This is a genomic window from Massilia sp. UBA6681 (assembly GCF_002454935.1).
In the GTDB taxonomy this organism is placed as follows: Bacteria; Pseudomonadota; Gammaproteobacteria; order Burkholderiales; family Burkholderiaceae_D; genus Telluria; species Telluria varians.
Window position 1 is genome coordinate 1 of the sequence record NZ_DKJX01000042.1, and the last position, 20,511, is coordinate 20,511.

General features: G+C 67.0%; 21 protein-coding genes and 2 pseudogenes. 13 read left to right on the forward strand and 10 right to left on the reverse strand.

Translation table 11 applies throughout. From position 1 onward, the window contains the following. A partial coding sequence (locus B2R83_RS05570) for a 6-phosphofructokinase (protein WP_292038955.1) occupies window positions 1–757 on the reverse strand: 757 nt, incomplete at its 3' end. 139 nt (window positions 758–896) lie between these two features. Between B2R83_RS05570 and B2R83_RS05575 the strand changes: the two genes are divergently transcribed. From B2R83_RS05575 to B2R83_RS05585, 3 genes are all read left to right on the forward strand, one after another. Next, window positions 897–1,553, forward strand: coding sequence for a VTT domain-containing protein (locus B2R83_RS05575; RefSeq protein ID WP_292038957.1), 657 nt, complete (start codon window positions 897–899; stop codon window positions 1,551–1,553). A gap of 324 nt (window positions 1,554–1,877) precedes the next feature. Beyond that, window positions 1,878–2,330, forward strand: coding sequence for a hypothetical protein (locus B2R83_RS05580; protein ID WP_292038959.1), 453 nt, complete (start codon window positions 1,878–1,880; stop codon window positions 2,328–2,330). An 11-nt stretch (window positions 2,331–2,341) separates the two neighbouring features. Beyond that, the gene (locus B2R83_RS05585; RefSeq protein WP_292038963.1) at window positions 2,342–2,542 is read left to right on the forward strand and encodes a hypothetical protein; all 201 of its coding nucleotides are present in this window, start codon (window positions 2,342–2,344) and stop codon (window positions 2,540–2,542) included. Here the strand turns inward: B2R83_RS05585 and B2R83_RS05590 are convergent. The 6 genes from B2R83_RS05590 to B2R83_RS05615 form a co-directional block, all read right to left on the reverse strand. Next, on the reverse strand, window positions 2,539–3,678 hold the full coding sequence (locus B2R83_RS05590; protein WP_292038965.1) for an MFS transporter: 1,140 nt from the start codon (window positions 3,676–3,678) through the stop codon (window positions 2,539–2,541). The two genes, B2R83_RS05585 and B2R83_RS05590, sit on opposite strands and share 4 nt — an antisense overlap. Window positions 3,679–3,687: 9 nt before the next feature. Beyond that, complete coding sequence (gene nadC, locus B2R83_RS05595; protein ID WP_414674356.1) at window positions 3,688–4,581, reverse strand: carboxylating nicotinate-nucleotide diphosphorylase; 894 nt, start codon at window positions 4,579–4,581, stop codon at window positions 3,688–3,690. Then, the gene (locus B2R83_RS05600) at window positions 4,581–5,753 is read right to left on the reverse strand and encodes a hydroxylase (RefSeq protein WP_292038966.1); all 1,173 of its coding nucleotides are present in this window, start codon (window positions 5,751–5,753) and stop codon (window positions 4,581–4,583) included. The genes nadC and B2R83_RS05600 overlap by 1 nt, the downstream gene beginning before the upstream one ends. A gap of 54 nt (window positions 5,754–5,807) precedes the next feature. Beyond that, the gene (locus B2R83_RS05605) at window positions 5,808–6,701 is read right to left on the reverse strand and encodes a VOC family protein (protein WP_292038969.1); all 894 of its coding nucleotides are present in this window, start codon (window positions 6,699–6,701) and stop codon (window positions 5,808–5,810) included. An 84-nt stretch (window positions 6,702–6,785) separates the two neighbouring features. Then, window positions 6,786–7,640, reverse strand: coding sequence for an alpha/beta fold hydrolase (locus B2R83_RS05610; protein ID WP_292038972.1), 855 nt, complete (start codon window positions 7,638–7,640; stop codon window positions 6,786–6,788). 183 nt (window positions 7,641–7,823) lie between these two features. Then, a complete protein-coding gene (locus tag B2R83_RS05615) occupies window positions 7,824–8,516 on the reverse strand; it encodes a TetR/AcrR family transcriptional regulator (protein WP_292038975.1) in 693 nt (230 codons plus the stop codon). Window positions 8,517–8,784: 268 nt separating this feature from the next. Here B2R83_RS05615 and B2R83_RS23965 point away from each other — a divergent pair. The 7 genes and pseudogenes from B2R83_RS23965 to B2R83_RS05650 form a co-directional block, all read left to right on the forward strand. After that, window positions 8,785–9,465: pseudogene (locus tag B2R83_RS23965) on the forward strand (ABC transporter substrate-binding protein); the annotation flags it as partial. Between the two features lie 4 nt (window positions 9,466–9,469). Then, a pseudogene (locus B2R83_RS05625) lies at window positions 9,470–10,123 on the forward strand (FAD-dependent monooxygenase); the annotation flags it as partial. Between the two features lie 23 nt (window positions 10,124–10,146). After that, window positions 10,147–11,211: a gentisate 1,2-dioxygenase gene (gtdA, locus tag B2R83_RS05630; protein ID WP_414674357.1), complete on the forward strand. Its 1,065-nt coding sequence runs from the start codon at window positions 10,147–10,149 to the stop codon at window positions 11,209–11,211. Between the two features lie 24 nt (window positions 11,212–11,235). After that, window positions 11,236–11,955: a fumarylacetoacetate hydrolase family protein gene (locus B2R83_RS05635; protein WP_292038980.1), complete on the forward strand. Its 720-nt coding sequence runs from the start codon at window positions 11,236–11,238 to the stop codon at window positions 11,953–11,955. Next, window positions 11,955–12,599 (forward strand): maleylacetoacetate isomerase, encoded by a 645-nt coding sequence (maiA, locus tag B2R83_RS05640; protein ID WP_292038982.1) that lies wholly within the window; start codon window positions 11,955–11,957, stop codon window positions 12,597–12,599. Before B2R83_RS05635 ends, maiA begins: the two co-directional genes overlap by 1 nt. Window positions 12,600–12,617: 18 nt before the next feature. Then, entirely contained in the window at window positions 12,618–13,367 is a 750-nt protein-coding gene (locus B2R83_RS05645) for an electron transfer flavoprotein subunit beta/FixA family protein (RefSeq protein WP_292038983.1), read from the forward strand. Window positions 13,368–13,379: 12 nt separating this feature from the next. Further along, a complete protein-coding gene (locus B2R83_RS05650; RefSeq protein ID WP_292038986.1) occupies window positions 13,380–14,321 on the forward strand; it encodes an electron transfer flavoprotein subunit alpha/FixB family protein in 942 nt (313 codons plus the stop codon). Here B2R83_RS05650 and B2R83_RS05655 read toward each other — a convergent pair. The 3 genes from B2R83_RS05655 to B2R83_RS05665 all read right to left on the reverse strand — a co-directional run bounded on the left by B2R83_RS05655 (window position 14,318) and on the right by B2R83_RS05665 (window position 16,748). After that, window positions 14,318–15,631 carry a hemolysin family protein gene (locus B2R83_RS05655; RefSeq protein WP_292038989.1) on the reverse strand — a complete coding sequence of 438 codons (1,314 nt, stop codon included), beginning with the start codon at window positions 15,629–15,631 and terminating at the stop codon, window positions 14,318–14,320. The two genes, B2R83_RS05650 and B2R83_RS05655, sit on opposite strands and share 4 nt — an antisense overlap. Window positions 15,632–15,726: 95 nt before the next feature. Continuing rightward, complete coding sequence (locus tag B2R83_RS05660) at window positions 15,727–16,593, reverse strand: ADP-polyphosphate phosphotransferase (protein ID WP_292038992.1); 867 nt, start codon at window positions 16,591–16,593, stop codon at window positions 15,727–15,729. Continuing rightward, window positions 16,590–16,748 carry a DUF2256 domain-containing protein gene (locus tag B2R83_RS05665; RefSeq protein ID WP_292038995.1) on the reverse strand — a complete coding sequence of 53 codons (159 nt, stop codon included), beginning with the start codon at window positions 16,746–16,748 and terminating at the stop codon, window positions 16,590–16,592. The genes B2R83_RS05660 and B2R83_RS05665 overlap by 4 nt, the downstream gene beginning before the upstream one ends. Before the next feature lie 91 nt (window positions 16,749–16,839). Between B2R83_RS05665 and B2R83_RS05670 the strand changes: the two genes are divergently transcribed. From B2R83_RS05670 to ftsZ, 3 genes are all read left to right on the forward strand, one after another. After that, window positions 16,840–17,523, forward strand: coding sequence for a Crp/Fnr family transcriptional regulator (locus B2R83_RS05670; protein ID WP_292038997.1), 684 nt, complete (start codon window positions 16,840–16,842; stop codon window positions 17,521–17,523). 116 nt (window positions 17,524–17,639) lie between these two features. Further along, complete coding sequence (locus B2R83_RS05675; RefSeq protein ID WP_292039000.1) at window positions 17,640–19,322, forward strand: AMP-binding protein; 1,683 nt, start codon at window positions 17,640–17,642, stop codon at window positions 19,320–19,322. A gap of 259 nt (window positions 19,323–19,581) precedes the next feature. Continuing rightward, on the forward strand, window positions 19,582–20,511 hold a 930-nt coding region (ftsZ, locus tag B2R83_RS05680; protein WP_292039002.1), incomplete at its 3' end, for a cell division protein FtsZ.

Sequence of the window (20,511 nt, forward strand, 5' to 3'; positions counted from 1 at the left end):
CGCGCTCGCCGCCGACGGGCTGCGCCCCTTCGGCGGCCACCACGATCGCATGGCGCCGGCCGGCGGCGTCGCGCCGTCCAATGGCGTCGGCCACCACGTCCAGGTCAAAGGGTATCTCGGGCAGCAGGATCGCATGGGCGCCCCCGGCCATGCCGGCCTGCAGCGCGATCCAGCCGGCGTAGCGTCCCATCACCTCGACCACCATCACGCGGTGCTGGCTGTCGGCGGTGGTGTGCAGGCGGTCGATGCATTCGGTGGCGAAGCCGGCCGCCGTATCGAAACCGAAGGTCTGGTTGGTGGCGTCGAGGTCGTTGTCGATGGTCTTGGGCACGCCGACCACCGGCAAGCCCTGGCGCTGCAGGCAGGCGGCGATTTCCATCGAGCTGTCGCCGCCGACCATCACCAGCGCGTCGAAGCCGCGCCCCCGGCACAGCCCGACCAGCTCGGCGCTGCGGTCCTGCTCCACCACGCCGGCCACGCCCTGGACAGGGTAGCGCAGCGGGTTGCCGCGGTTGGTGCTGCCAAGGATGGTGCCGCCGAGGTGCGCGATGCCGTGCACGGCGTCGGGCGACAGGCGCATGACCGGCTCGCCGAGGCAGGTGGCAGGCGCGAGCAGGCCGTTGAAGCCGTCGCGGATGCCCCAGCATTCCCAGCCGTGCCGGCTGGATGCGAGCACCACCGCGCGGATCACGGCGTTCAGGCCCGGGGCGTCGCCGCCCCCGGTGACGATGGCAATGCTCTGGATGCGAGTGTCCATGGGCGCCTCCTGTAGTGCTCCCGACTATAGCACGCGCGCCGGGACCGATCCGCCGCTCGTGGCGAATCTGCACAGCCATGTTAGGCAGCGCACCGCGGCAGAGGTACAATGCCGCCCACATCATTCACACACAAACGACATGCTCTCTACCCTGCTCGACTGGTTCCTCCACCTTGACCGCCATCTCTCCGTACTCGCGGCCGAATACCAGGTGCTCGTCTACGTGCTGCTGTTCGCAGTGATCTTCGTCGAGACCGGCGTGGTCGTGATGCCCTTCCTGCCCGGCGACTCGCTCCTGTTCGTGACCGGCGCGCTGGCGGCGAAGGGCATGCTCTCGCTGCCGGTGCTGATCCCGCTCTTGATCGTCGCGGCGGTGGTCGGCGACATCGTCAACTTCGCCATCGGCACCATGTTCCGCGATCGCGTGAGGAATGGCTACCGGCTGCGTTTCATCAAGCCCGAACACATCGCCCATACCGAGCGCTTCTTCGAGCGCCACGGCCCGAAGACGATCGTGCTGGCGCGCTACGTCCCGATCGTGCGCACCCTGGCCCCCTTCGTCGCCGCGCTGGGCAGCATGCGCTACCGGACCTTCCTGGCCTACAACGTGTCGGGCGGCACCCTGTGGGTCGTGTCGCTGACCCTGGCCGGTTATGCCTTCGGCAACATCAAATGGGTCAACGACAACCTGACCGCGGTCATCATGGGCATCATCGTGCTGTCGCTGGTGCCGGGCATCCTGGCCTGGATGCAGGAGCGCTATCGCAGCAAGCGCGCGGTCGGCCCCCAGGGCTGACAGAGCGCAGCGCGGCGCCGCGTTTTTCCCCATCCACCGCCCCCATGCCCGGCCCATGCCGGCCATGGGGGTGCGTTCTTTCTGGCCGTGACATTCTCACGGTGCCCCCCCCCCCTCTCGCTGGAAGCCTGCTTGATGTAGTGCTGACTTCGTTGCAGTTGTTGGCGCCGAGGGATTGCTGTTCGTGCGATCCATCAGTGGGTTAGTTACATTTTATGGATCGCGGCGTGCATATCAGGATTGCAGGAATGGCGATTGCTCCGTCCATACCGGCACTCTACATTGGCCGTTCCGATTCATAACGACAACACCAATGGAGACAAGATGATCGATGCCGAAAAAGGCCCGTGGAAATACCTGGTGATGTGGCTGCGTTTCTACTACGCGATCCACTTCCTCAAATCCGGAATCAACTACGCCGTGTTCGGCGTCATCCCCGATTTCAGCAAGGCGGGCGCGGTCGGCCCCTACCTCGACGCGATGAACGACATCGGCTTTTACCCCTTCATCAAATACCTGGAGATCGTGCTGGGGTCGATGTTGCTGTTCAATGTACTGACGCCGCTGGCGCTGGCGGTCATGGCCGGCATCGCCTTCCAGATCGCCTACCTGAACCTGTTCGTCTCGCCCCACCCGCGCCAACTATTCACGGGCACGCAGGAACTCCTGCTGTGCGGCCTGCTCATTCTCGCCTACGGCAAAAGCTATGCCGAACTGTTCCGCGTGAAGGCGAAGCCGGCCTTCCCCTGGTCGAAACAAGCAAACCCCAATCTGTAAAGGACCGACCCATGCACCAAGCCGCAAGACTCAAGGATGCCGTCATCGTGATCGCCACGGCGTTGATCTGGACCCTGGTCGTCATCGCCTTCTCCACCACCATGGGTTCGCGCCCGCTACGCATCTACGACTGGGGCCCGCCGGTGTTCGCCTGCCTGTTGACCCTGCTGGTCATGCTCAAGGATCGGTTCACGGGCGGCGAGGCGCGCTAGGCGCGCGCCGGCTGCTGCGCCCTGGCGAACAGCATGCCGCCGGCAAGCGCGGCGCCCTGCACCCAGAACACCACCTGGGTGCCGCCCGCGGAACCGAGCGCCCCGACGCTCACCGGCAGGATGGTCTGGCTCGCATTGGCCAGCATCGAGCGGATCCCGATCGCCTCGCCGCCGCGTCCCGGCGGCGCGGCCTGGCCGATGGCGCTCATGATCATCGGCAGCGCGCAGCCCAGCGCCAGGCCCAGCACGAAGGCGCATGCCAGCAGCCACGGCAGGCCGTGTCCCAGCGGCAAGGCCAGGTAGGCCGCTGCCGCCAGGCCCAGCGCACCGCCCAGCACCTGCCACGCCGACCAGCGGCGCGCCAGCAGCGGCACGAAGATGCGCACCACGAAGGTGCCGGCGCCAAAGGCTCCCATCACCAGTCCGATGCGCGAGGCGGACAGGCCGAGCGCACTGCCGTGCAGCGGCATCATGAAGCTGAACAGGTCCCAGCCCATCGACAGCAAGGCGCTGACCACCAGCACCGCGCGCAGCGGCGCATGGCGCAGCAGGTCCATGACCGATGCCCTGCCCTGCCGCCGGTCCGGCGCGGGCAGGCCGCCCGTGCCGTCGCCCATCCTGGCCAGTGCCAGCAGGGCCAGCAAGGGCAAGGCCGCCAGCGCGACGAAGGTCCAGGCGCCGCCCGCCAGGTCGAGCAGGAAGCCGGCCATGACCGGGCCGGCGATGCTGGAAGCGGAGTTGCCGAGCGCCAGCATCGAGTAGGCGCGCGTATGCTGTTCCGGCGGGCCGCCCGCCAGGATCGCATGGTGCAGCGCCACGTGCACCAGCATGAATCCGCTGCCCATCAGAACCGCGCTCGCGCCCAGGCCGCCGAGCGAAGGCAGCAGGGCCAGCAGCAGGCCGGCTTCCAGCAGCAGCAATGCGAGCAGGGTCGGCTTGACGCTGCCGCGCCGGTCGGTCCAGCGTCCGGCATGCACCGACAGCAGCATCGGCACCAGCGCCAGCAGGCCGATCACCAGGCCCACCTCGAACGGCGTGGCGCCGAGCCGGATCGCCGAGAGGCTCAGCGCGACCCGCCCGCCGGCGAAGGCGGTATGCGCCAGCACCATCAGCGCGACCACGGCGGGCAGTGTCATGCGGGAGGCTCAGGCAGCTAGCGCGGCGGCGCGTTCGACCGGCGCCGCCTGGAAGCGCATCGAGAAGTCGATCGCGCGGATGTCCTTGATCAGGGCGCCGACCGAGATCCGGTCGACCCCGGTCTCGGCCAGCTCGCGCAGGCGCTCGAGCGTGACGCCGCCGGACACCTCCAGGCTGCAGCGCCCGGCCGCCAGCGCCACCGCACGCCGGATCTGCGCGGTCGACATATTATCCAGCAGGACCATGCTTACTCCGGCCTGCAAGGCTTCCTCGAGCTGGTCCAGGGTTTCGACCTCGACCTGGATGAAACTCGCCCCCGCTCCCAGCCGCCGGGCGGCGGCGAAGGCCGCGCCCAGTCCGCCGGCGGCCGCGATGTGGTTCTCCTTGATCAGGATGGCGTCGTACAGCCCCATGCGGTGATTGCGCCCGCCGCCGCAGCGCACCGCGTACTTCTGGGCCACGCGCAGGCCGGGTATGGTCTTGCGGGTGTCCAGGATCGCCGCCCCAGTGCCGGCCACGGCCTCCACGTGCAGGGCGGTCCTGGTGGCCACGGCGCTCAGGGTCTGCAGGAAGTTCAGGCAGCTGCGTTCGGCGGTCAACAGGCCGCGCGCCGGTCCCACGAATTCGACGATGACCTGGCCGGGCGCGCAGCGTCCGCCGTCGGCCACGTGCCAGGTGGCGACCGCCGACGGCGCCACCTGGCGCAGGGTTTCCATCACCCAGGGCTGACCGCAGATCACCGCTGCCTCGCGGCAGACGATGGTCGCACGCGCCGCGCCGTCCGGCACCAGGGCCGCGGTCAGGTCGCCGCCGCCGACGTCTTCCGCGAGGGCGCGGGCAACGTCGGCCTCGACCTGCCGCAGGAGCTCCCGGTCGATGCCGGCGTCCGCAGCCATCGTCATCAGATGACCACGCCGCGCGGCACCGGAATGCCGTACAGCGAACCGGCATAGGCCGCGTACACCGGATCGTCGACGTTGCAGGCATGGCCCATCGCCACCGACAGGTCGCGCCAGGTGCGCTGGATCGGGTTGGTGACGCGGCTGGCGTTGCCGCCGGCGTGCTTGAACACTTCGGCGGCCGCCTCGGCCGCGCGGCGCACGGCGCGCACCTGGTTCACGCGCGCCTTGTACTTCATCTCGCGGGTCACCTTGCCGCCGGCCTGCACCAGCTTGTAGATCTCCCCGATCTCGTTGACCACGTGCTGGCACGAGGCATCGATGTCGGCCAGGGCCGCGCCCAGCGAGGCCATGTGGTACGGGTTCTGGGTCTGCTTCACGCCCATCCGGCTGACCCGGCTGCCCGTGTAGTCGGCGAAGTGCTTGACTACGCCGGCCGCGATGCCCAGCGTCGCCGCCGAGATCGCGCCCGGGAAGAACAGGTCGAACGGAATCCGGTACAGCACACTGTCCGGACGATGGCGCGCCGCGTATTCGCAGTCGTTCAGGGCCTGCACGTCATAGGTGCGGTAGTCCGGCACGAACACGTCCTTGACCAGCACGTCCTTGCTGCCGGTGCCCTGCAGGCCCATCACGTTCCAGGAATCCTGCAGGATCTCGTAGTCGGCGCGCGGCAGCACGAAGTGCATCAGGCGGGTGTATTCGCCGGCCGGGCCGCCGTCCTGTTCGGCCAGCACGCCCAGCACGGCCCAGGTGCAGTGGTCGGTGCCGGAGGAGAACGGCCACTGGCCGTTCAGGATGTAGCCGCCGTCGACGCGGCGCGCGCGGCCGATCGGTGCGTAGGGCGACGCGGTCCAGGTGTCGTGGTCTTCGCCCCAGACTTCTTCGTGCATGCGCGGGTCGCCCTGGCCGAACTGGAAGGGGTGCACGCCGACCACCGAGCCGACCCAGCCCAGCGACGAAGCCCGCGAGGCCAGGTCGATCACGGTCTGGTAGAACTCGCGCGGATCGGCCTCGAAGCCGCCGTACTGCTTGGGTTGCAGCATGCGCACCAGGCCGCTATCGCGGATCAGGCGTGCGCCTTCGTCCGTCACGCGGCCCAGTTCGATGCTGGGGACTTCCTGTTCGACGAAGGCGTCGATGTTGCCAATGATGGTTTCTCGTACCGGATGCATGTTGCGCTCCTTGATTCTAGGTCTTGCGATAGGTGTGATGGGCGGGTCGCGGCGTCAAGCCTCGTCCAGCTTCAGGGCGGTCAGTTCGGCGTGCTGGCGGCGGTGGCCCCAGCTGCTCGGCTTGTCGTAGGTGCGCGGCGTCCACAGGTCGGGATTCACGTCCATCCCTCCCCAGCCATACTCGAGGCGGAAACAGGACGGCGTGTACATGTAGAACGAGAACATCTGGTCGTTGCTGTGCTTGCCCAGGGTGGTGGTGATCGGGATCTCGCGCTGCAGGCAGATGTCGTGGGCGGTGCCGACGTCGTCGATCGAATTCACCTCGATCATCAGGTGCAGGAAAGCCACCTCGCGGGTCGGCAGCGCGGCGATCGCCAGCGAGTGGTGGCGGCCGTTCAGGTGATAGAAGTGCGCCACCAGCGGACCGTCGCGCACCGTGTCCGACGGGTGGAAGCCCATCACGTCGCGGTAGAAGCGGTCGCCCTCGTCCAGGTCCCTCACCGCCAGCACCACGTGGCCCAGGCCCTGGTCGGCGGTGCGAAAGCCCGAGATCGCGCGGCCCGGACGGAAGGCGGCCACGGTATGGTGCAGGCCCCAGCTCAGTTCATGGCGAAAGCCGGAAGGGTCCTTGAACCAGTAGAAGCCCTCGACCTTGCGCTCGGCGCATTCCTCCGGCGTGGCGCGGCATGCCTCAATGCCGTGGGCGTTCACGCGCGCGGTCACCTCCCTGGCCGCGGCCTCGTCCTGCACGCTCCAGCCGACGTAGGCGACCGCATTGCGCTCGCCCGGGTGGATGACGATGCGATGGGCGACTTCGTCCAGGCGCAGGCGCACCGCGCCGTCCGGACCGTGCCCGGCCACCTGCAGGCCCAGCACCTCGGGACCGAAGCGTTCCCATTCCTGGTAAGCGGGCGAACGCACGCCCAGATAGGCAAGCGATTTGATCATTCGCTGTCTCCTCGTTTTGTTGATGTCAGGTTCTGGAATATCCGTTCAAGCCGGGCGCAGCATGACCCGGCCCTGCCCGCATGCTCAGGCGGCCTGGCGCACCGCGACCGGGTTGCCTTCGATGAAGGACTCGATCACGCGGTTGAACTCGTCGGTGTGCTCGAGCTGGACCCAGTGGCCGCAGCGGTTGACCAGGTAGACGCGCGAATTCGAGATCATGCGCGCCAGCACCAGGGCCGAGCTGAAATGCACGGTGCGGTCGTCGCGGCCGTGCATCAACAGGGTCGGAGCCGTAATGGTGGGGACGCGCTGCGTGTCCAGCTTGACCATCGGCTTGCCGTGACCGCTCTTCCAGCCTTCGATGTGGTCGGGGCGCGCCAGGGCCGCCTTGACGCGTTCGGCCAGCAGCTCGTCGGTCACGTGACGGGTGTCGAAGGCCATGCCTTCGACGAATTTGCGCATGGTCTCGATCGACGGATTGAAATAGGCCGCTTCCAGGGCCTTCACGCCTTCGCTCAGGCCGGCCGGATCGAAGATGCCCGGCACGCCGGCCGAGGAACCCATGGTGACCAGGTGCGACACCAGCTCCGGGCGCTCGTAGGCCAGGCGGATGCAGGACGAGCCGCCCATCGAGTTGCCCACGAAGGCGGCCTGCGTGATGCCCAGGGCTTCGAGGAATTCCGCCAGGGCGCCGCTGTTGTCGCGCTTGTCGTAGGTGACGGACTGCGACTTGCCCCAGCCGGGCAGGTCGACCGCCAGCACGCGGTACTTGCGCGCCAGGGTAGCGATGTTCGGGTTGTAGTTGCTCCAGGCCGAGGCGCCGGGGCCTCCGCCGTGCACCAGCACCAGCGGATGTCCCTGCCCCGCTTCGTGGTAGTGGATGTCCCAGTTTTTGGTCTTGATGCGCTTGCTGGTGTTTTCTTCGGTCACGATCGCCATGTCTTCCTCCATTGAGCTTTAGGTTCGGTTGTCTTCCGCGCGCCGGACAAAGTGCCGGCTGCGCAGTGGTCGAGACATATTAGCTGAATGTTCGTTCTAGAATCAACATTTTATTTTCGCAAAAGAAAAGGCCGGCATTTGCCGGCCCGGAAGGAGTTAGGGTCGCGCCCACAGGCGCCGCAGTCACGCCTTGGCTTCGGCCGGCTCCGGCTTGCGCCGCTTGCGCGCCGCCTGGGCCGGCAACTGCGCCTGGGCCTGTTCGACCAGGTGCGCCAGGCTGGAAGCCAGCATCGGCCGGAAGGCGTTGATCGTCTCGCCCGAGGCGCCGGCGATCGCATTCCCGTCCTGCAGCGCCAAGGTGAAGCCGCTCAGGCGTTCCGGCAGGCCCGGGTCGTGGGCAAGCAGCGCTTCCGGCAGGGTCTTGCGCCACCAGGACGCGAATTCGGCGCGCTGCAATTGGCGGATGTGCAGGAAGCGCTCGCGCGCCACCTGCTCGCGCACCGACTTTTCGACGCTCAGGATCACGCCCAGGCGCCAGAAGTCGGCGGCATCGTACTGGCGCTCGGTGTCGACGGCGCCGAACAGGCGCTCGATGTGCTGGCCGAAGCTTTCCCCCGTCTGCGGCTGCAGGGTGCTGGCCACCTGGCTGTGCCAGCGCGCATAGCTGGTGTCGATCAGCGCCGCGAGCAGCAGGTCCTTGTTCTCGAAGTGCCAGTACACGCTGCCCACCGGCAGCTCGGCCTTCTTGGCCACCTTGGCCATGGTCGCGCCGCTGTAGCCTTCATCCCGGATCACCTCGAATGCGGCATCGAGGATGCGTTCGCGCGATGCGGCGCTGGTGCGGTGTTCTCCGGAACGGCGGGGGCGGTCGATCATGGACATAGGCAGTGGTATTCGGCTGACAGGAAAGAAAAAATGGTAACACGGGAGATTGCAACATTGCCACCGCAAAGGACGCCTGGATTCGCGCGTGCGCCGGATCGAGGCCACAAGCTATGCGGCTTTGCGCATGCTCGCACCGAGCCATGCGGCGAACGCATAGCTGAAATGACCGTTCCCGCGTTGTTCGCTTCCCCTCGATCACAAAAAATAGCGTCATCCGGCGGCGCCTGCGCGTCCCACGTCCCACCCGTCAAGGAAACACATGAACAAACTGCAGCTCTCCGTGGCCATCGGCAATTACGACCGTTGCCGCCCCCTGATCGACGGCGCCGTCCAGATCGACGGCGTCGATCCCGTCTTCATGACGCTCTCGCCGGAAGAGATCTTCTTCCGCGCCTTCCGCGCCGAGGAATTCGACATCTGCGAGCTGTCGCTCTCCAGCTCCACCGTCAAGGCCGCCGCCGGCACCCTGCCCTACGTCGGCGTGCCGGTGTTCCTGTCGCGCGCCTTCCGCCACACCGCGATCTACGTGCGCACCGACCGCATCAAGCGCCCCGAGGACCTGCGCGGCTGCCGCATCGGCCTGCCCGAGTACCAGCTCACCGCCAACGTCTGGGTGCGCTCGATCCTGGAGGACGACTACGGCATCCTGCCGTCCGACGTGACCTGGGTGCGCGGCGGCATCTCGCATGCCGGCCGCCCGGAGAAGATCAAGCTGGCGCTGCCGCCGGACGTGCGCCTGGAAGACGCACCCGAGGGCGAGACCATCTCCAGCCTGCTGGCCAAGGGCGAGATCGACGCCTACGTGGCGCCGCGCGCGCCCGACGTGGAGCCCGGCACGCCGAACATCGGCTGGCTGTTCCCGGACCCGGTGGCCGCCGCCAAGGATTACTTCCGCCGCACCCGCATCTTCCCGATCATGCACATCCTGGGTGTGCGCCGCTCGCCACGTGGTCTACCGCGCCGTGGTGCCGGTGGCCGACATGCCCGAGAAGCTGCGCATGAACGCCCCGGTGGTCTGGGCCGGCCCCAACTGCCACCTGGTGCACTACCCGCTGCGCGGCGGCGACCAGTACAACCTGGTGGTCACCTTCCACAGCCGCGAGCAGGAAAGCTGGGGCGTGAGCGACGGCTGCAAGGAGGAAGTGCTGTCCTACTTCACCGGCATCGACGAGCTGCCGCGCAAGCTGCTGCACCTGCCCTCGAGCTGGCGCCGCTGGAGCACCGCCGACCGCGACCCGGTGGACAACTGGACCGACGGCCGCATCACCCTGCTGGGCGACGCCGCCCATCCGATGATGCAGTACCTGGCCCAGGGCGCCTGCATGGCGCTGGAAGACGCGGTCACCCTCGCCGCGGCGGTGCGCCACTGCGACTACGACATGGCCGCCGCGTTCGCCCTCTACCAGCGCTCGCGCATCGCCCGCACCGCGCGGGTGGTGCTGTCGGTACGCGAGATGGGGCGCCTGTACCACGCCGCCGGCGTCGAGCGCCTGGTGCGCAACGAACTGTGGAAAGGCCGCAGCGCCGCCGGCTTCTACGAGGCCCTGGCCTGGCTGTACGACTGGAACGCCGAGAACTGCCTGGCGCCGGACGCTTGACGACATCACGAGGAGAACAAGACATGAACAAGGAACTGGCCCAGCACGAGCTGCTGGCCGCGCGCCGCGCGCTCTACCAGGACATGCAGGCCCTGCACCTGTCCCCGCTGTGGGAATCCCTGCACACGCTGGTGCCGCGCCAGCCCACGCCCGACTACGAAGCCGCGCTGTGGCGCTATGAAGACGTGCTGCCGCACCTGACCCGCGCCGGCGAAGTCATCTCGGCCGAGGAAGCCGTGCGCCGCGTGCTGATCCTGGAGAACCCGGGCCTGAAGGGAAGCGCCTCGATCACCCGGTCGCTGTATGCCGGCCTGCAGCTGATCCTGCCGGGCGAGATCGCGCCGGCCCACCGCCACACCCAGTCGGCCCTGCGCTTCATCGTCCAGGGCAAGGGCGCCTACACCGCGGTCGACGGCGAGCGCACCATGATGCAGCCGGGCGACTTCATCCTGACCCCGGCCTGGGCCTGGCACGACCACGGCAACCCGGGCATCGATGGAAGCAGCGAACCAGTGGTCTGGCTCGACGGCCTGGACATCCCGACCATCCGCTTCTTCAGCAGCGGCTTCGCCGAGAACGGCGACAGCGCCAGCCAGCCGATCGCGCGCCCCGAGGGACGCAGCTTCGCGGCCTACGGCAACAACATGGCGCCGGTGCGCCACCAGCACAGCGGCGCCAGCTCGCCGATCTTCAACTATCCCTACGAGCGCTCGCGCGAGGCGCTCGAGACCCTGCGCCGCCAGCAGGAGATCGACGCCTGGCTGGGCGTCAAGCTGCGCTACGTGAACCCGCTCAATGGCGGCGCCCCGATGCCCACCATCGGCGCCTGCATGCAGCTGCTGCCGGCGGGCTTTCGCGGCCTGCCCCACCGCAGCACCGACGGCACCGTCTACAGCGTGGTGGAAGGCCGCGGCACCGCCGTCATCGGCGGCCGCCGCTTCGACTTCGCGCCGCGCGACACCTTCGTGGTGCCTTCCTGGGCCACGCTGGCGCTGGAAGCGCTCGAAGACGCGGTGCTGTTCAGCTTCTCGGACCGCCCGGTACTCGAGGCGATCGGCCAGCTGCGCGAAGAATTCCTGCCCGAATAAACCATCAATACGGACTTAAGCACCATGAGCGACAACTTCATCTTCCCCGCCCAGGCCATCGTCGGCCTTCCCGTCAACGGCAGCGACGCCGCTTTCCCGGTGCGCCGCATCTACTGCGTCGGCCGCAACTATGCGGCCCATGCGCGCGAGATGGGCTTCGACCCGGACCGCGAGCCGCCTTTCTTCTTCTGCAAGCCGAACGACGCCGAATCGGTGGTGCCGGTTGCGGCCGGCGCCACGGTGGCCCTGCCCTACCCGCCGCGCACCGAGAACTATCATTACGAGATCGAACTGGTGGTGGCGATCGGCAGAAGCGGCCGCGACATCGCCGTCGAGGACGCAGCTGGCCACATCTTCGGCTATGCCGTCGGCCTGGACATGACCCGGCGCGACCTGCAGATGCGCATGCGCGAGCAGGGCCGCCCCTGGGAGATCGGCAAGGCCTTCGACTACTCGGCGCCGATCGGCCCGATCACGCGCATCGCCGACAGCGGCGCGCTCGACGCCGGCGCCATCGCCCTGACGGTGGACGGCAAGACCGTACAGAGCAGCGACCTGGCCAAGCTGATCTGGAACGTGAACGAAACCATCGCCCAGCTCTCGACCCTGTTCGAGCTGCGTCCCGGCGACCTGATCATGACCGGCACACCCGAAGGCGTCGGCGCGGTGACCCCGGGCCAGCGCATGGTCGGCTCAATCGACGGCCTCACGCCGATCACGGTCGACATCGTCAAGAGCGCGTGATGAAGCTGCATACCTTCTTTCGCAGCTCCGCGTCCTACCGGGTGCGCATCGCCCTGAACCTGAAGGGCCTGGCGGCCGAGCACCTGCACGTGCACCTGTCGAAGAACGGCGGCGAGCAGTTCGCCCCCGCCTTCGATGCCTTGAATCCCCAGCACCTGCTGCCGGTGCTCGAGATTGATGACCTGGTGCTGGCGCAATCGCTGGCCATCATCGAGTACCTCGACGAGACCCGCCCGCAAGCGCCGCTGCTGCCGCTTGATGCGGCCGGGCGCGCGCGCGTGCGCGCCCTGTCGCAGATGATCGCCTGCGACATCCACCCGCTGAACAACCTGCGCGTGCTGAAGTACCTCGGCGGCGAGCTGGGCCTGCCTGAGGAGCGCCGCAACGCCTGGTACCGCCACTGGGTCGCGCTGGGCCTGACGGCCCTCGAACGCGAGCTGGTGCGCAGCCCCGCGACCGGGCTGTTCTGCCATGGCGACACCCCGACCATGGCCGACTGCTGCCTGATCCCGCAGCTGTACAACGCGCGCCGCTTCGAGTGCGATCTGTCGACCTACCCGACCATCGCCGCGATTGCCGCGCGCTGCGAAGCGCTGGAGGCCTTCGCCCAGGCCCGTCCCGAGGCACAGCCCGACGCGCAGTAGCACATTGAGGAGACGCACATGAAAGTCCTGGTACCCGTCAAGCGCGTGGTTGACTACAACGTCAAGATCCGTGTCAAATCCGATGGCAGCGGCGTGGATATCGCCAACGTCAAAATGTCGATGAACCCGTTCGACGAGATCGCGCTGGAAGAAGCGGTGCGCCTGAAGGAAGCCGGGGAGGTTCTAGAGGTGGTGGCGATATCGGTAGGTAGCGCCCAGTGCCAGGAAACCCTGCGTACCGGCATGGCGATCGGCGCCGACCGCGGCATCCTGGTCGAGACGGGCGTCGAGACCGAGCCGCTGGCCGTGGCCAAGATCATGAAGGCGCTGGCCGACAAGGAACAGCCACAGCTGATCATCCTGGGCAAGCAGGCGATCGACGACGATTCAAACCAGACCGGCCAGATGCTGGCGAGCCTGCTGGGCTGGCCGCAAGCCACCTTCGCATCGAAAGTGGTGCTGGAAGACGGTAAAGTCACCGTGACCCGCGAAGTCGACGGCGGCCTGGAAACCGTGGCCTTGACCCTGCCGGCCATTGTCACCACCGACCTGCGCCTGAACGAGCCGCGCTACGTGACGCTGCCGAACATCATGAAGGCCAAGAAGAAGCCTTTGGAAACCGTCAAGCCGGAAGACCTGGGCGTCGACGTGAGCCCGCGCCTGAAGACCCTGAAAGTGGTCGAGCCGGCCAAGCGCTCGGCCGGCGTGAAAGTGCCGGACGTGGCGACCCTGGTAAGCAAGCTGCGCATTGAAGCCAAAGTTATCTAGGAGGTAGCGAACATGGTCGCACTCGTCATTGCAGAACACGACAACGGCTCCCTCAAGGGCGCCACCCACCACACCGTGACCGCGGCGCTTCAATGCGGCGAAGGAGGTGCAAATGAGGTCCACATCCTGGTCGCCGGCTCGGGCTGCGGCGCCGCCGCCGAAGCGGCCGCTGGCATCGCGGGCGTCGCCAAGGTGCTGGTCGCAGACGCGCCGCATCTGCTGGCTGGCCTGGCCGAGAACGTCGCCGAGCAGATCCTGGCGATCGCCGGCAGCTATTCGCACATCCTGGCCCCGGCCACCGCCTACGGCAAGAACATCCTGCCGCGCGTCGCCGCCAAGCTGGACGTGGCCCAGATCTCGGAAATCACCAAGGTCGCGTCCCCGGACACCTTCGAGCGGCCGATCTATGCCGGTAACGCCATCGCCACCGTCCAGTCGGGCGACGCGGTGAAGGTCATCACCGTGCGCGGCACCGCCTTCGACGCCGCCGCAAGCGGTGGTTCGGCTGCCGTGGAGCAGATCGCCGCCGTTGGCGACGTGGGCAAGTCGGCTTTCGTCGGCCGCGAGCTGGCCAAGTCGGACCGTCCGGAACTGACCGCCGCCAAGATCATCGTGTCGGGCGGCCGCGGCATCGGCTCGGCCGAGAACTTCAAGCTGCTGGAGCCCCTGGCCGACAAGCTGGGCGCCGCCATGGGTGCCTCGCGCGCCGCGGTCGACGCCGGCTTCGTGCCGAACGACTGGCAGGTCGGCCAGACCGGCAAGATTGTCGCCCCGACCCTGTACATCGCGGTCGGCATCTCGGGCGCGATCCAGCACCTGGCCGGCATGAAGGACTCGAAGACCATCGTCGCCATCAACAAGGATCCGGAAGCGCCGATCTTCTCGGTGGCCGACTACGGCCTGGTGGGCGACCTGTTCGAGGTCCTGCCGCAGCTGGTGGAGGAACTGGGCTAGTTGCTAGACCCCGGCTCGCCGTGCGGCGGCGGCAGGATCCGAACCAATAGCTGGTCGATCCGGTAGTGGTCGACGTCCAGCACCTCGAACTTGACCCCCATGTATTCGACGCTGTCGGTCCGCTTGGGGACCTTGCGCAGCATGTACATCATGAAGCCGGCCGCGGTCTCGTAGTTTTCCTCGTCCGGCAGGCTTTCCAGGCCGACGGTGCGCTTGACGTCGCCCACCGGCGTGCTGCCGTCGATCAGCCATGAGCCATCCTCGCGCTGCATGATCTGGTCATCCTGGTCCAGCGGACTGCCCCAGCTGCCCATCACGGTCAGCATGATGTCGCTCAGCGTGATCACGCCCATGACCAGGGCGTACTCGTTGATCACCACCGCGAAGGTTTCCTTGGTGGCGCGGAACTTGTCGAGCAGCTCGGACAGGGTCAGCGTGTCCGGGATGATCAGGACGGTGCGCACGCTCGATTCGTTCAGCTGGAACACCGACTGCTTGTTCAGGAGCCGCACCAGGATGTCGCGCGTATCCACGTAGCCGATCACCCGGTCGATGGTGCCGTCGCAGACCGGGAACTTCGAATGCCCCGCCACCTTCTGGCGGATGCTGGTCTCGTTTTCCGTCAGGGTGAAATACACCACGCTGTCGCGGTTGGTCATGGCCGAGGCCACCGAGCGCGACTCCAGCTCGAACACGTTCTCGATGAAATGCTGTTCCTGCTTCTGCAGCACGCCGGCCTGGGCGCCCGCTTCCACCGCGGCGGAGATCTCGTCGAAGGTGATGCTGTCCTCACGCGTGGTCTCGATCTTGAAGATGCGGAAGATCAGGTTGGCGACCAGGTTCAGCGCCCATGCGAAAGGTTTGCAGATCCGGATGTATAGCTGGACCGGCTTGATCACCGCGATGGCGATGCGCTCGGGTGCGATCATGGCCAGGCGCTTGGGCATCAGGTCCGCGAACAGGATGAACAGGCAGGTGACGAACAGGAAGGACAGCGCGAAGCCGATGTTGTCCAGCGCCGGGCCGACGTACACCGTCGACACCCAGTCGATGAAGAAGGGCCGCAGCGCGCCCTCGCCCAGGATGCCGCCCAGGATCGCGATCGCGTTCAGGCCGATCTGGGAAGCGGCGAAGAACTCCGCCGAGTGCATCTGCAGCGCCATCACCTGCACGGCACGCTCGTCGCCGGCCTCGGCAAGCAGCTTGAGCTTGATCTTGCGCGCGCCGGCAAAGGCGATCTCCGTGAGCGAAAGGAAGCCGGCGGCCAGCACCAGGAGGATCATCAAGACGATATGTTGAAACAAGCTCACGGGACACCTGATTGGAAGACGAGCGAAACGCCGCTACGGTGTCCAGTATACGTTTGACAATTACTTGTGGCAACGCGAGCCGGCAGCGGGCCGGGTCAATCGAGCAGGCGCCGGCGAATCGCCTGCAAGGCTTCGCGCTGGCGCGCGTCCGCCCGGGGATAGCGCAGCCCGAGTTCGCGCAGCGCGTCGAGGACGATCCGGGACACGATCAGGCGCGCGTTCTTCTTGTCGTCCGCCGGCACCACGTACCATGGCGCGGCCCGCGTGCTGGTGCGCGCCAGGCATTCCTCGTAGGCCGCCATGTAGGCCGGCCAGTAGGCCCGCTCCTGGATGTCGGACAGCGTGAATTTCCAGTTCTTCTTCGGATCGTCGATACGCGCGAGCAGGCGCTTCTTCTGTTCTTCGCGCGAGACGTGCAGGAAGAACTTGATGATCCGGGTGCCGTTGGAGACCAGGTGTCGCTCCAGGTTGCGGATCGAGCGGTAGCGCTCGCGCCAGACTGCCTCCTCGTCGGCGGCCGCCGGCACCCCTTCGCTGCGCAGGATCTCCGGATGCACGCGCGCGATCAGCACCTCTTCATAATAGGAGCGGTTGAAGATGCCGATGCGCCCGCGCTCCGGCAGGTCGACCGTGGTACGCCAGAGGAAATCGTGCTGCAGTTCCCGCGGGGCCGGATGCTGGTAGCTGTGCACCTGGCAGCCTTGCGGATTCACGCCCGACATCACGTGCCTGATGGCGCCGTCCTTTCCCGCCGCATCCATCGCCTGGAAGATAAGGAGGATCGCGTGGCTGTTCGACGCGAACAGGACCTGCTGCCGGGCGCTGAGCTTGGCAACGTGCCTGGCGAGGATCTCGCGGTAGTGCTGCTTCGAGCGGTACACGGGCGCGACCTGGGTCGGCAGCTCGGCCAGGCGGACCCTGTGTTCGCCGTCGATGCGAAAACGCTGCGCGTCGATGTTCATGGTGCTACCGATCCGCCCCGGGCCGTGCGGCGGCAGCGCTCGGAGCAGTACTTGACCTGGTCCCAGTCCCGCGCCCATTTCTTGCGCCACGCAAACGGACGCCCGCACTGCAGGCAATCCTTCACCGGCAATTCCGCTTTCTTGCGCATCCTCATGGCGTGATTCTAGCGCAGCCGTGCGCCCGGCCGGCGCCCGGCAAACGGACTAGAATACTGCTTTGTTTGCATGACGGGGCGGGCAAGGGCAATGGCAACTGGAGCAGTGAGGGATTTCGTCGCGTCTTCCGCCTGGGGGCAGTTATTGACCGGGGAGCAGCTGGAGCGGGTCCTGCGGGATGTGTCCGAGTCCGGTGCCGGCCCCGGCGAAGCCATCTGCAGGAACGGGCAGCGCTCCGACTACTGGTACGGCGTGGTCGAAGGCCTGGTCAAGGTGTCCAATGTGGGCCCCGACGGCAAGCCGACCACCCTGATCGGCATCCCGCGCGGCGGCTGGTTCGGCGAGGGCTCGGTGTTCAAGCACGAACGCCGCCCCTACGATGTGGTGGCGCTGCGCGAATGCCGGGTGGCCCAGGTGCCCGCCGATACCTTCCACTGGCTGCTGGCCGAGAGCATCGCGTTCAACCACTATCTGATCGGCCAGCTGAATACCCGGCTGGCGCAGTTCGTGATCCGCTGCGAGCACCTGCGCTCGTATGCGCCGGAGCGCCACGTGGCCCTGTGCCTGGCCGAACTGTTCAACCCGGTGCTGTATCCCGGCACCACCATGACGCTCCAGCTTTCGCAGGAAGAGCTCTCTTTCCTGGCCGGGGTCTCGCGCGGCATCGTCAACCGCGCCCTGCGCCACCTCGAACAGGAGGGCATCGTCGAAGCGCGCTACGGCAGCATCGACATTCGCGACCTGGCCGCCTTGCGCGCCTCCGCTTTTCGCTGAGGCCGGCCGTTTCCCTGGAATGCCGATCTTTCAGGCAATTGTTGTTGCGTGAACAGTCAGCGCGCCTGATGGCGGCTAAGCTAGAGCGAGCAAGCACATACAATCAGGAGACAACTATGCAGCAATGGAGCTATGTTCATGGACCCAGCAATATTCCCTTGATCGGCGCATCGATCGGCGCCCACCTGGCGGAGATCGCCGCCCGTCACGGCGGGCGCGAGGCCCTGGTGGCGCCTTTCCAGGGAATCCGCTGGACCTACGCCGAATTCGACGAACGGGTCTCGCGCGTGGCCGCCAACCTGCTGGCACTGGGGCTGGCGCCGGGCCAGCGGGTCGGCATCTGGGCGCCGAATTGCGCGGAATGGGTGCTGGTGCAGTTCGCCACCGCGCGCGCCGGGCTGGTCATGGTCAATATCAACCCGGCCTACCGCCGCTCCGAACTCGCCTACGCACTGGACAAGGTCCAGTGCAGCGCCCTGATCCTGGCCCCCGGCTTCAAGACCAGCGACTACCTCGCGATGGTGCGCGACGTCGTGCCCGCGCTGGCCCGCGGCGGCGCCACGCCACTGCAGGACAACAACCTGCCCCACCTGCGTCACGTGATCCGCCTCGGTCCCGAGGCCACGGCCGGGATGCTGAATTTCGACATGCTGCTGGCCCCGCCGGGCACCGAGGCGCTGGCGCGCCTGCGCCAGGTGGCGGACGCGGTGCAGTTCGACGATCCGGTGAACATCCAGTTCACCTCGGGCACCACCGGCGCACCCAAAGGGGCGACGCTAAGCCACCACAATATCCTGAACAACGGTTTCTTCGTCGGCGAGGCGATGCGCCTGACGAGCGCGGACCGCCTGTGCATCCCGGTGCCGCTCTACCACTGCTTCGGCATGGTGCTCGGAAACATGGCCTGCGTGACGCACGGCGCTACCATGGTATTCCCGAGCGCCGGCTTCGACCCGGAGGCCGTGCTGGAGACCGTCCAGGCCGAGCGCTGCACCGGCCTGCACGGCGTGCCCACCATGTTCATCGCCCTGCTCGAATACCCCGGCTTCGCGCGCTACGACCTGTCGACGCTGCGCACCGGGATCATGGCAGGCTCGCCCTGCCCGGCCGAAGTGATGAACCGGGTCATGCAGACCATGCACATGGCGGAGATCACGATCGCCTACGGCATGACCGAGACCTCGCCGGTGTCGTTCCAGAGTTCGGTGGACGACCCGGTGACGCTGCGCGTGACCACCATCGGCCGCGTCCATCCGCACATCGAGTGCAAGGTGGTGGACGCGAACGGCGCGATCGTCCCGCGCGGCGTCAAGGGCGAACTGCTGACGCGCGGCTATTCGGTCATGCTCGGCTACTGGGACGACGAAGAGAAGACCCGGGCCACCATCGACAGCGCCCGCTGGCTGCATACCGGCGACCTGGCGGTGATCGACGAACACGGCTTCGCCTCGATCGTCGGGCGCTGCAAGGACATGGTGATCCGCGGCGGCGAGAACATCTATCCGCGCGAGATCGAGGAGTTCCTGTACCGCCATCCGAAGGTCCAGGACGTCCAGTGCATCGGCGTGCCCGACACGAAGTACGGCGAGGAACTGTGCGCCTGCATCATCCTGCGTCCCGGCATGCAGGCCAGCGCCGAGGACATCCAGGCTTTCTGCCGCGGCCAGATCGCGCACTACAAGATTCCCCGCTACGTGCGTTTCATGGAGGCCTTCCCGATGACGGTGACCGGCAAGATCCAGAAGTTCGTGCTGCGTGAGCAGATCAGCACCGACCTGGAACTGGGGCAAGACACCTGAGGCCGCAAACCGCTCCGCGCGGGATCGATTGATTTCCACTGGGAACTGACTCTTTCTCCTGGATACATGGCTGATGTGCATACGTCAGCCATGCTTCCTTTCGGCTTGCACGCGTTATTACAAATGCTTGCGTTTGAAACGTTTTCGACCTTTCGTGTGCGCACCCTTTGCCAGTAGTCTTATGGGCTCTGCAGTCCACGGCGCAAGTCGCGACGCATGGAGCGGCATGCCGGCTTTATCTTTTCATACGGAGTGTTTCTTGTCCGAATCAAATTTCCCCCAACCTGAAACGGTCATCAAGGTAATCGGCGTGGGTGGCGCCGGCGGCAATGCCGTCAGCCACATGGCCTCGTCCGGCCTGGCCTCCTTCGAATTCATCTGCGCCAACACCGACGCCCAGGCCCTGTCGAATACCAAGGTCGAGAAGCGCATCCAGCTCGGCGAGGGCGGCCTCGGCGCCGGCAGCGACCCGATCGTCGGGCGCGAAAGCGCGGTGCGCGAGCGCGCCGTCATCGCCGAGGCGCTCAAGGGCGCCGACATGGTCTTTCTCACCGCCGGCATGGGCGGCGGCACCGGCACCGGCGCAGCCCCCGTGGTCGCCGAAGTGGCGCGCGAGCTGGGCATCCTGACGGTCGGGGTGGTGTCCAAGCCCTTCGACTTCGAGGGCCCGCGACGCATGCGCGTGGCCGAGGAAGGCATCGCCACCCTGGCGCGCTGCGTCGATTCGCTGGTCATCGTGCTCAACAGCCGTCTCGAGGAAGTCCTGGGCGACGACATCACCCAGAAAAGCGCCTTTGCCGCCGCCGACGAGGTATTGAGCAAGGCGGTCACTGGCATCGCCGAGATCATCACCGTGCCCGGCATGGTCAACGTCGATTTCGAGGACGTGCGCACGGTGATGCGCCAGACCGGCATGGCGATGATGGGCTCGGCCCAGCACGCCGGCGAGGACCGCGCCGTCAAGGCGGCCGAGGAGGCGATCGCCTGTCCCCTACTCGATGGCAACAACCTGCGCGCGGCGCGCGGGGTCCTGGTCAACATCGCCGCCTCCGAAGAGACCTTGCGGCTGCGCGAAACCAAGCTGGTGATGAACACCATCTGCGCCCAGACGGGCGACGATGCGATCATCAAGTTCGGTGCGGTATTCGACGACAGCCTGGGCGACGCCATGCGCGTCACGGTGGTGGCC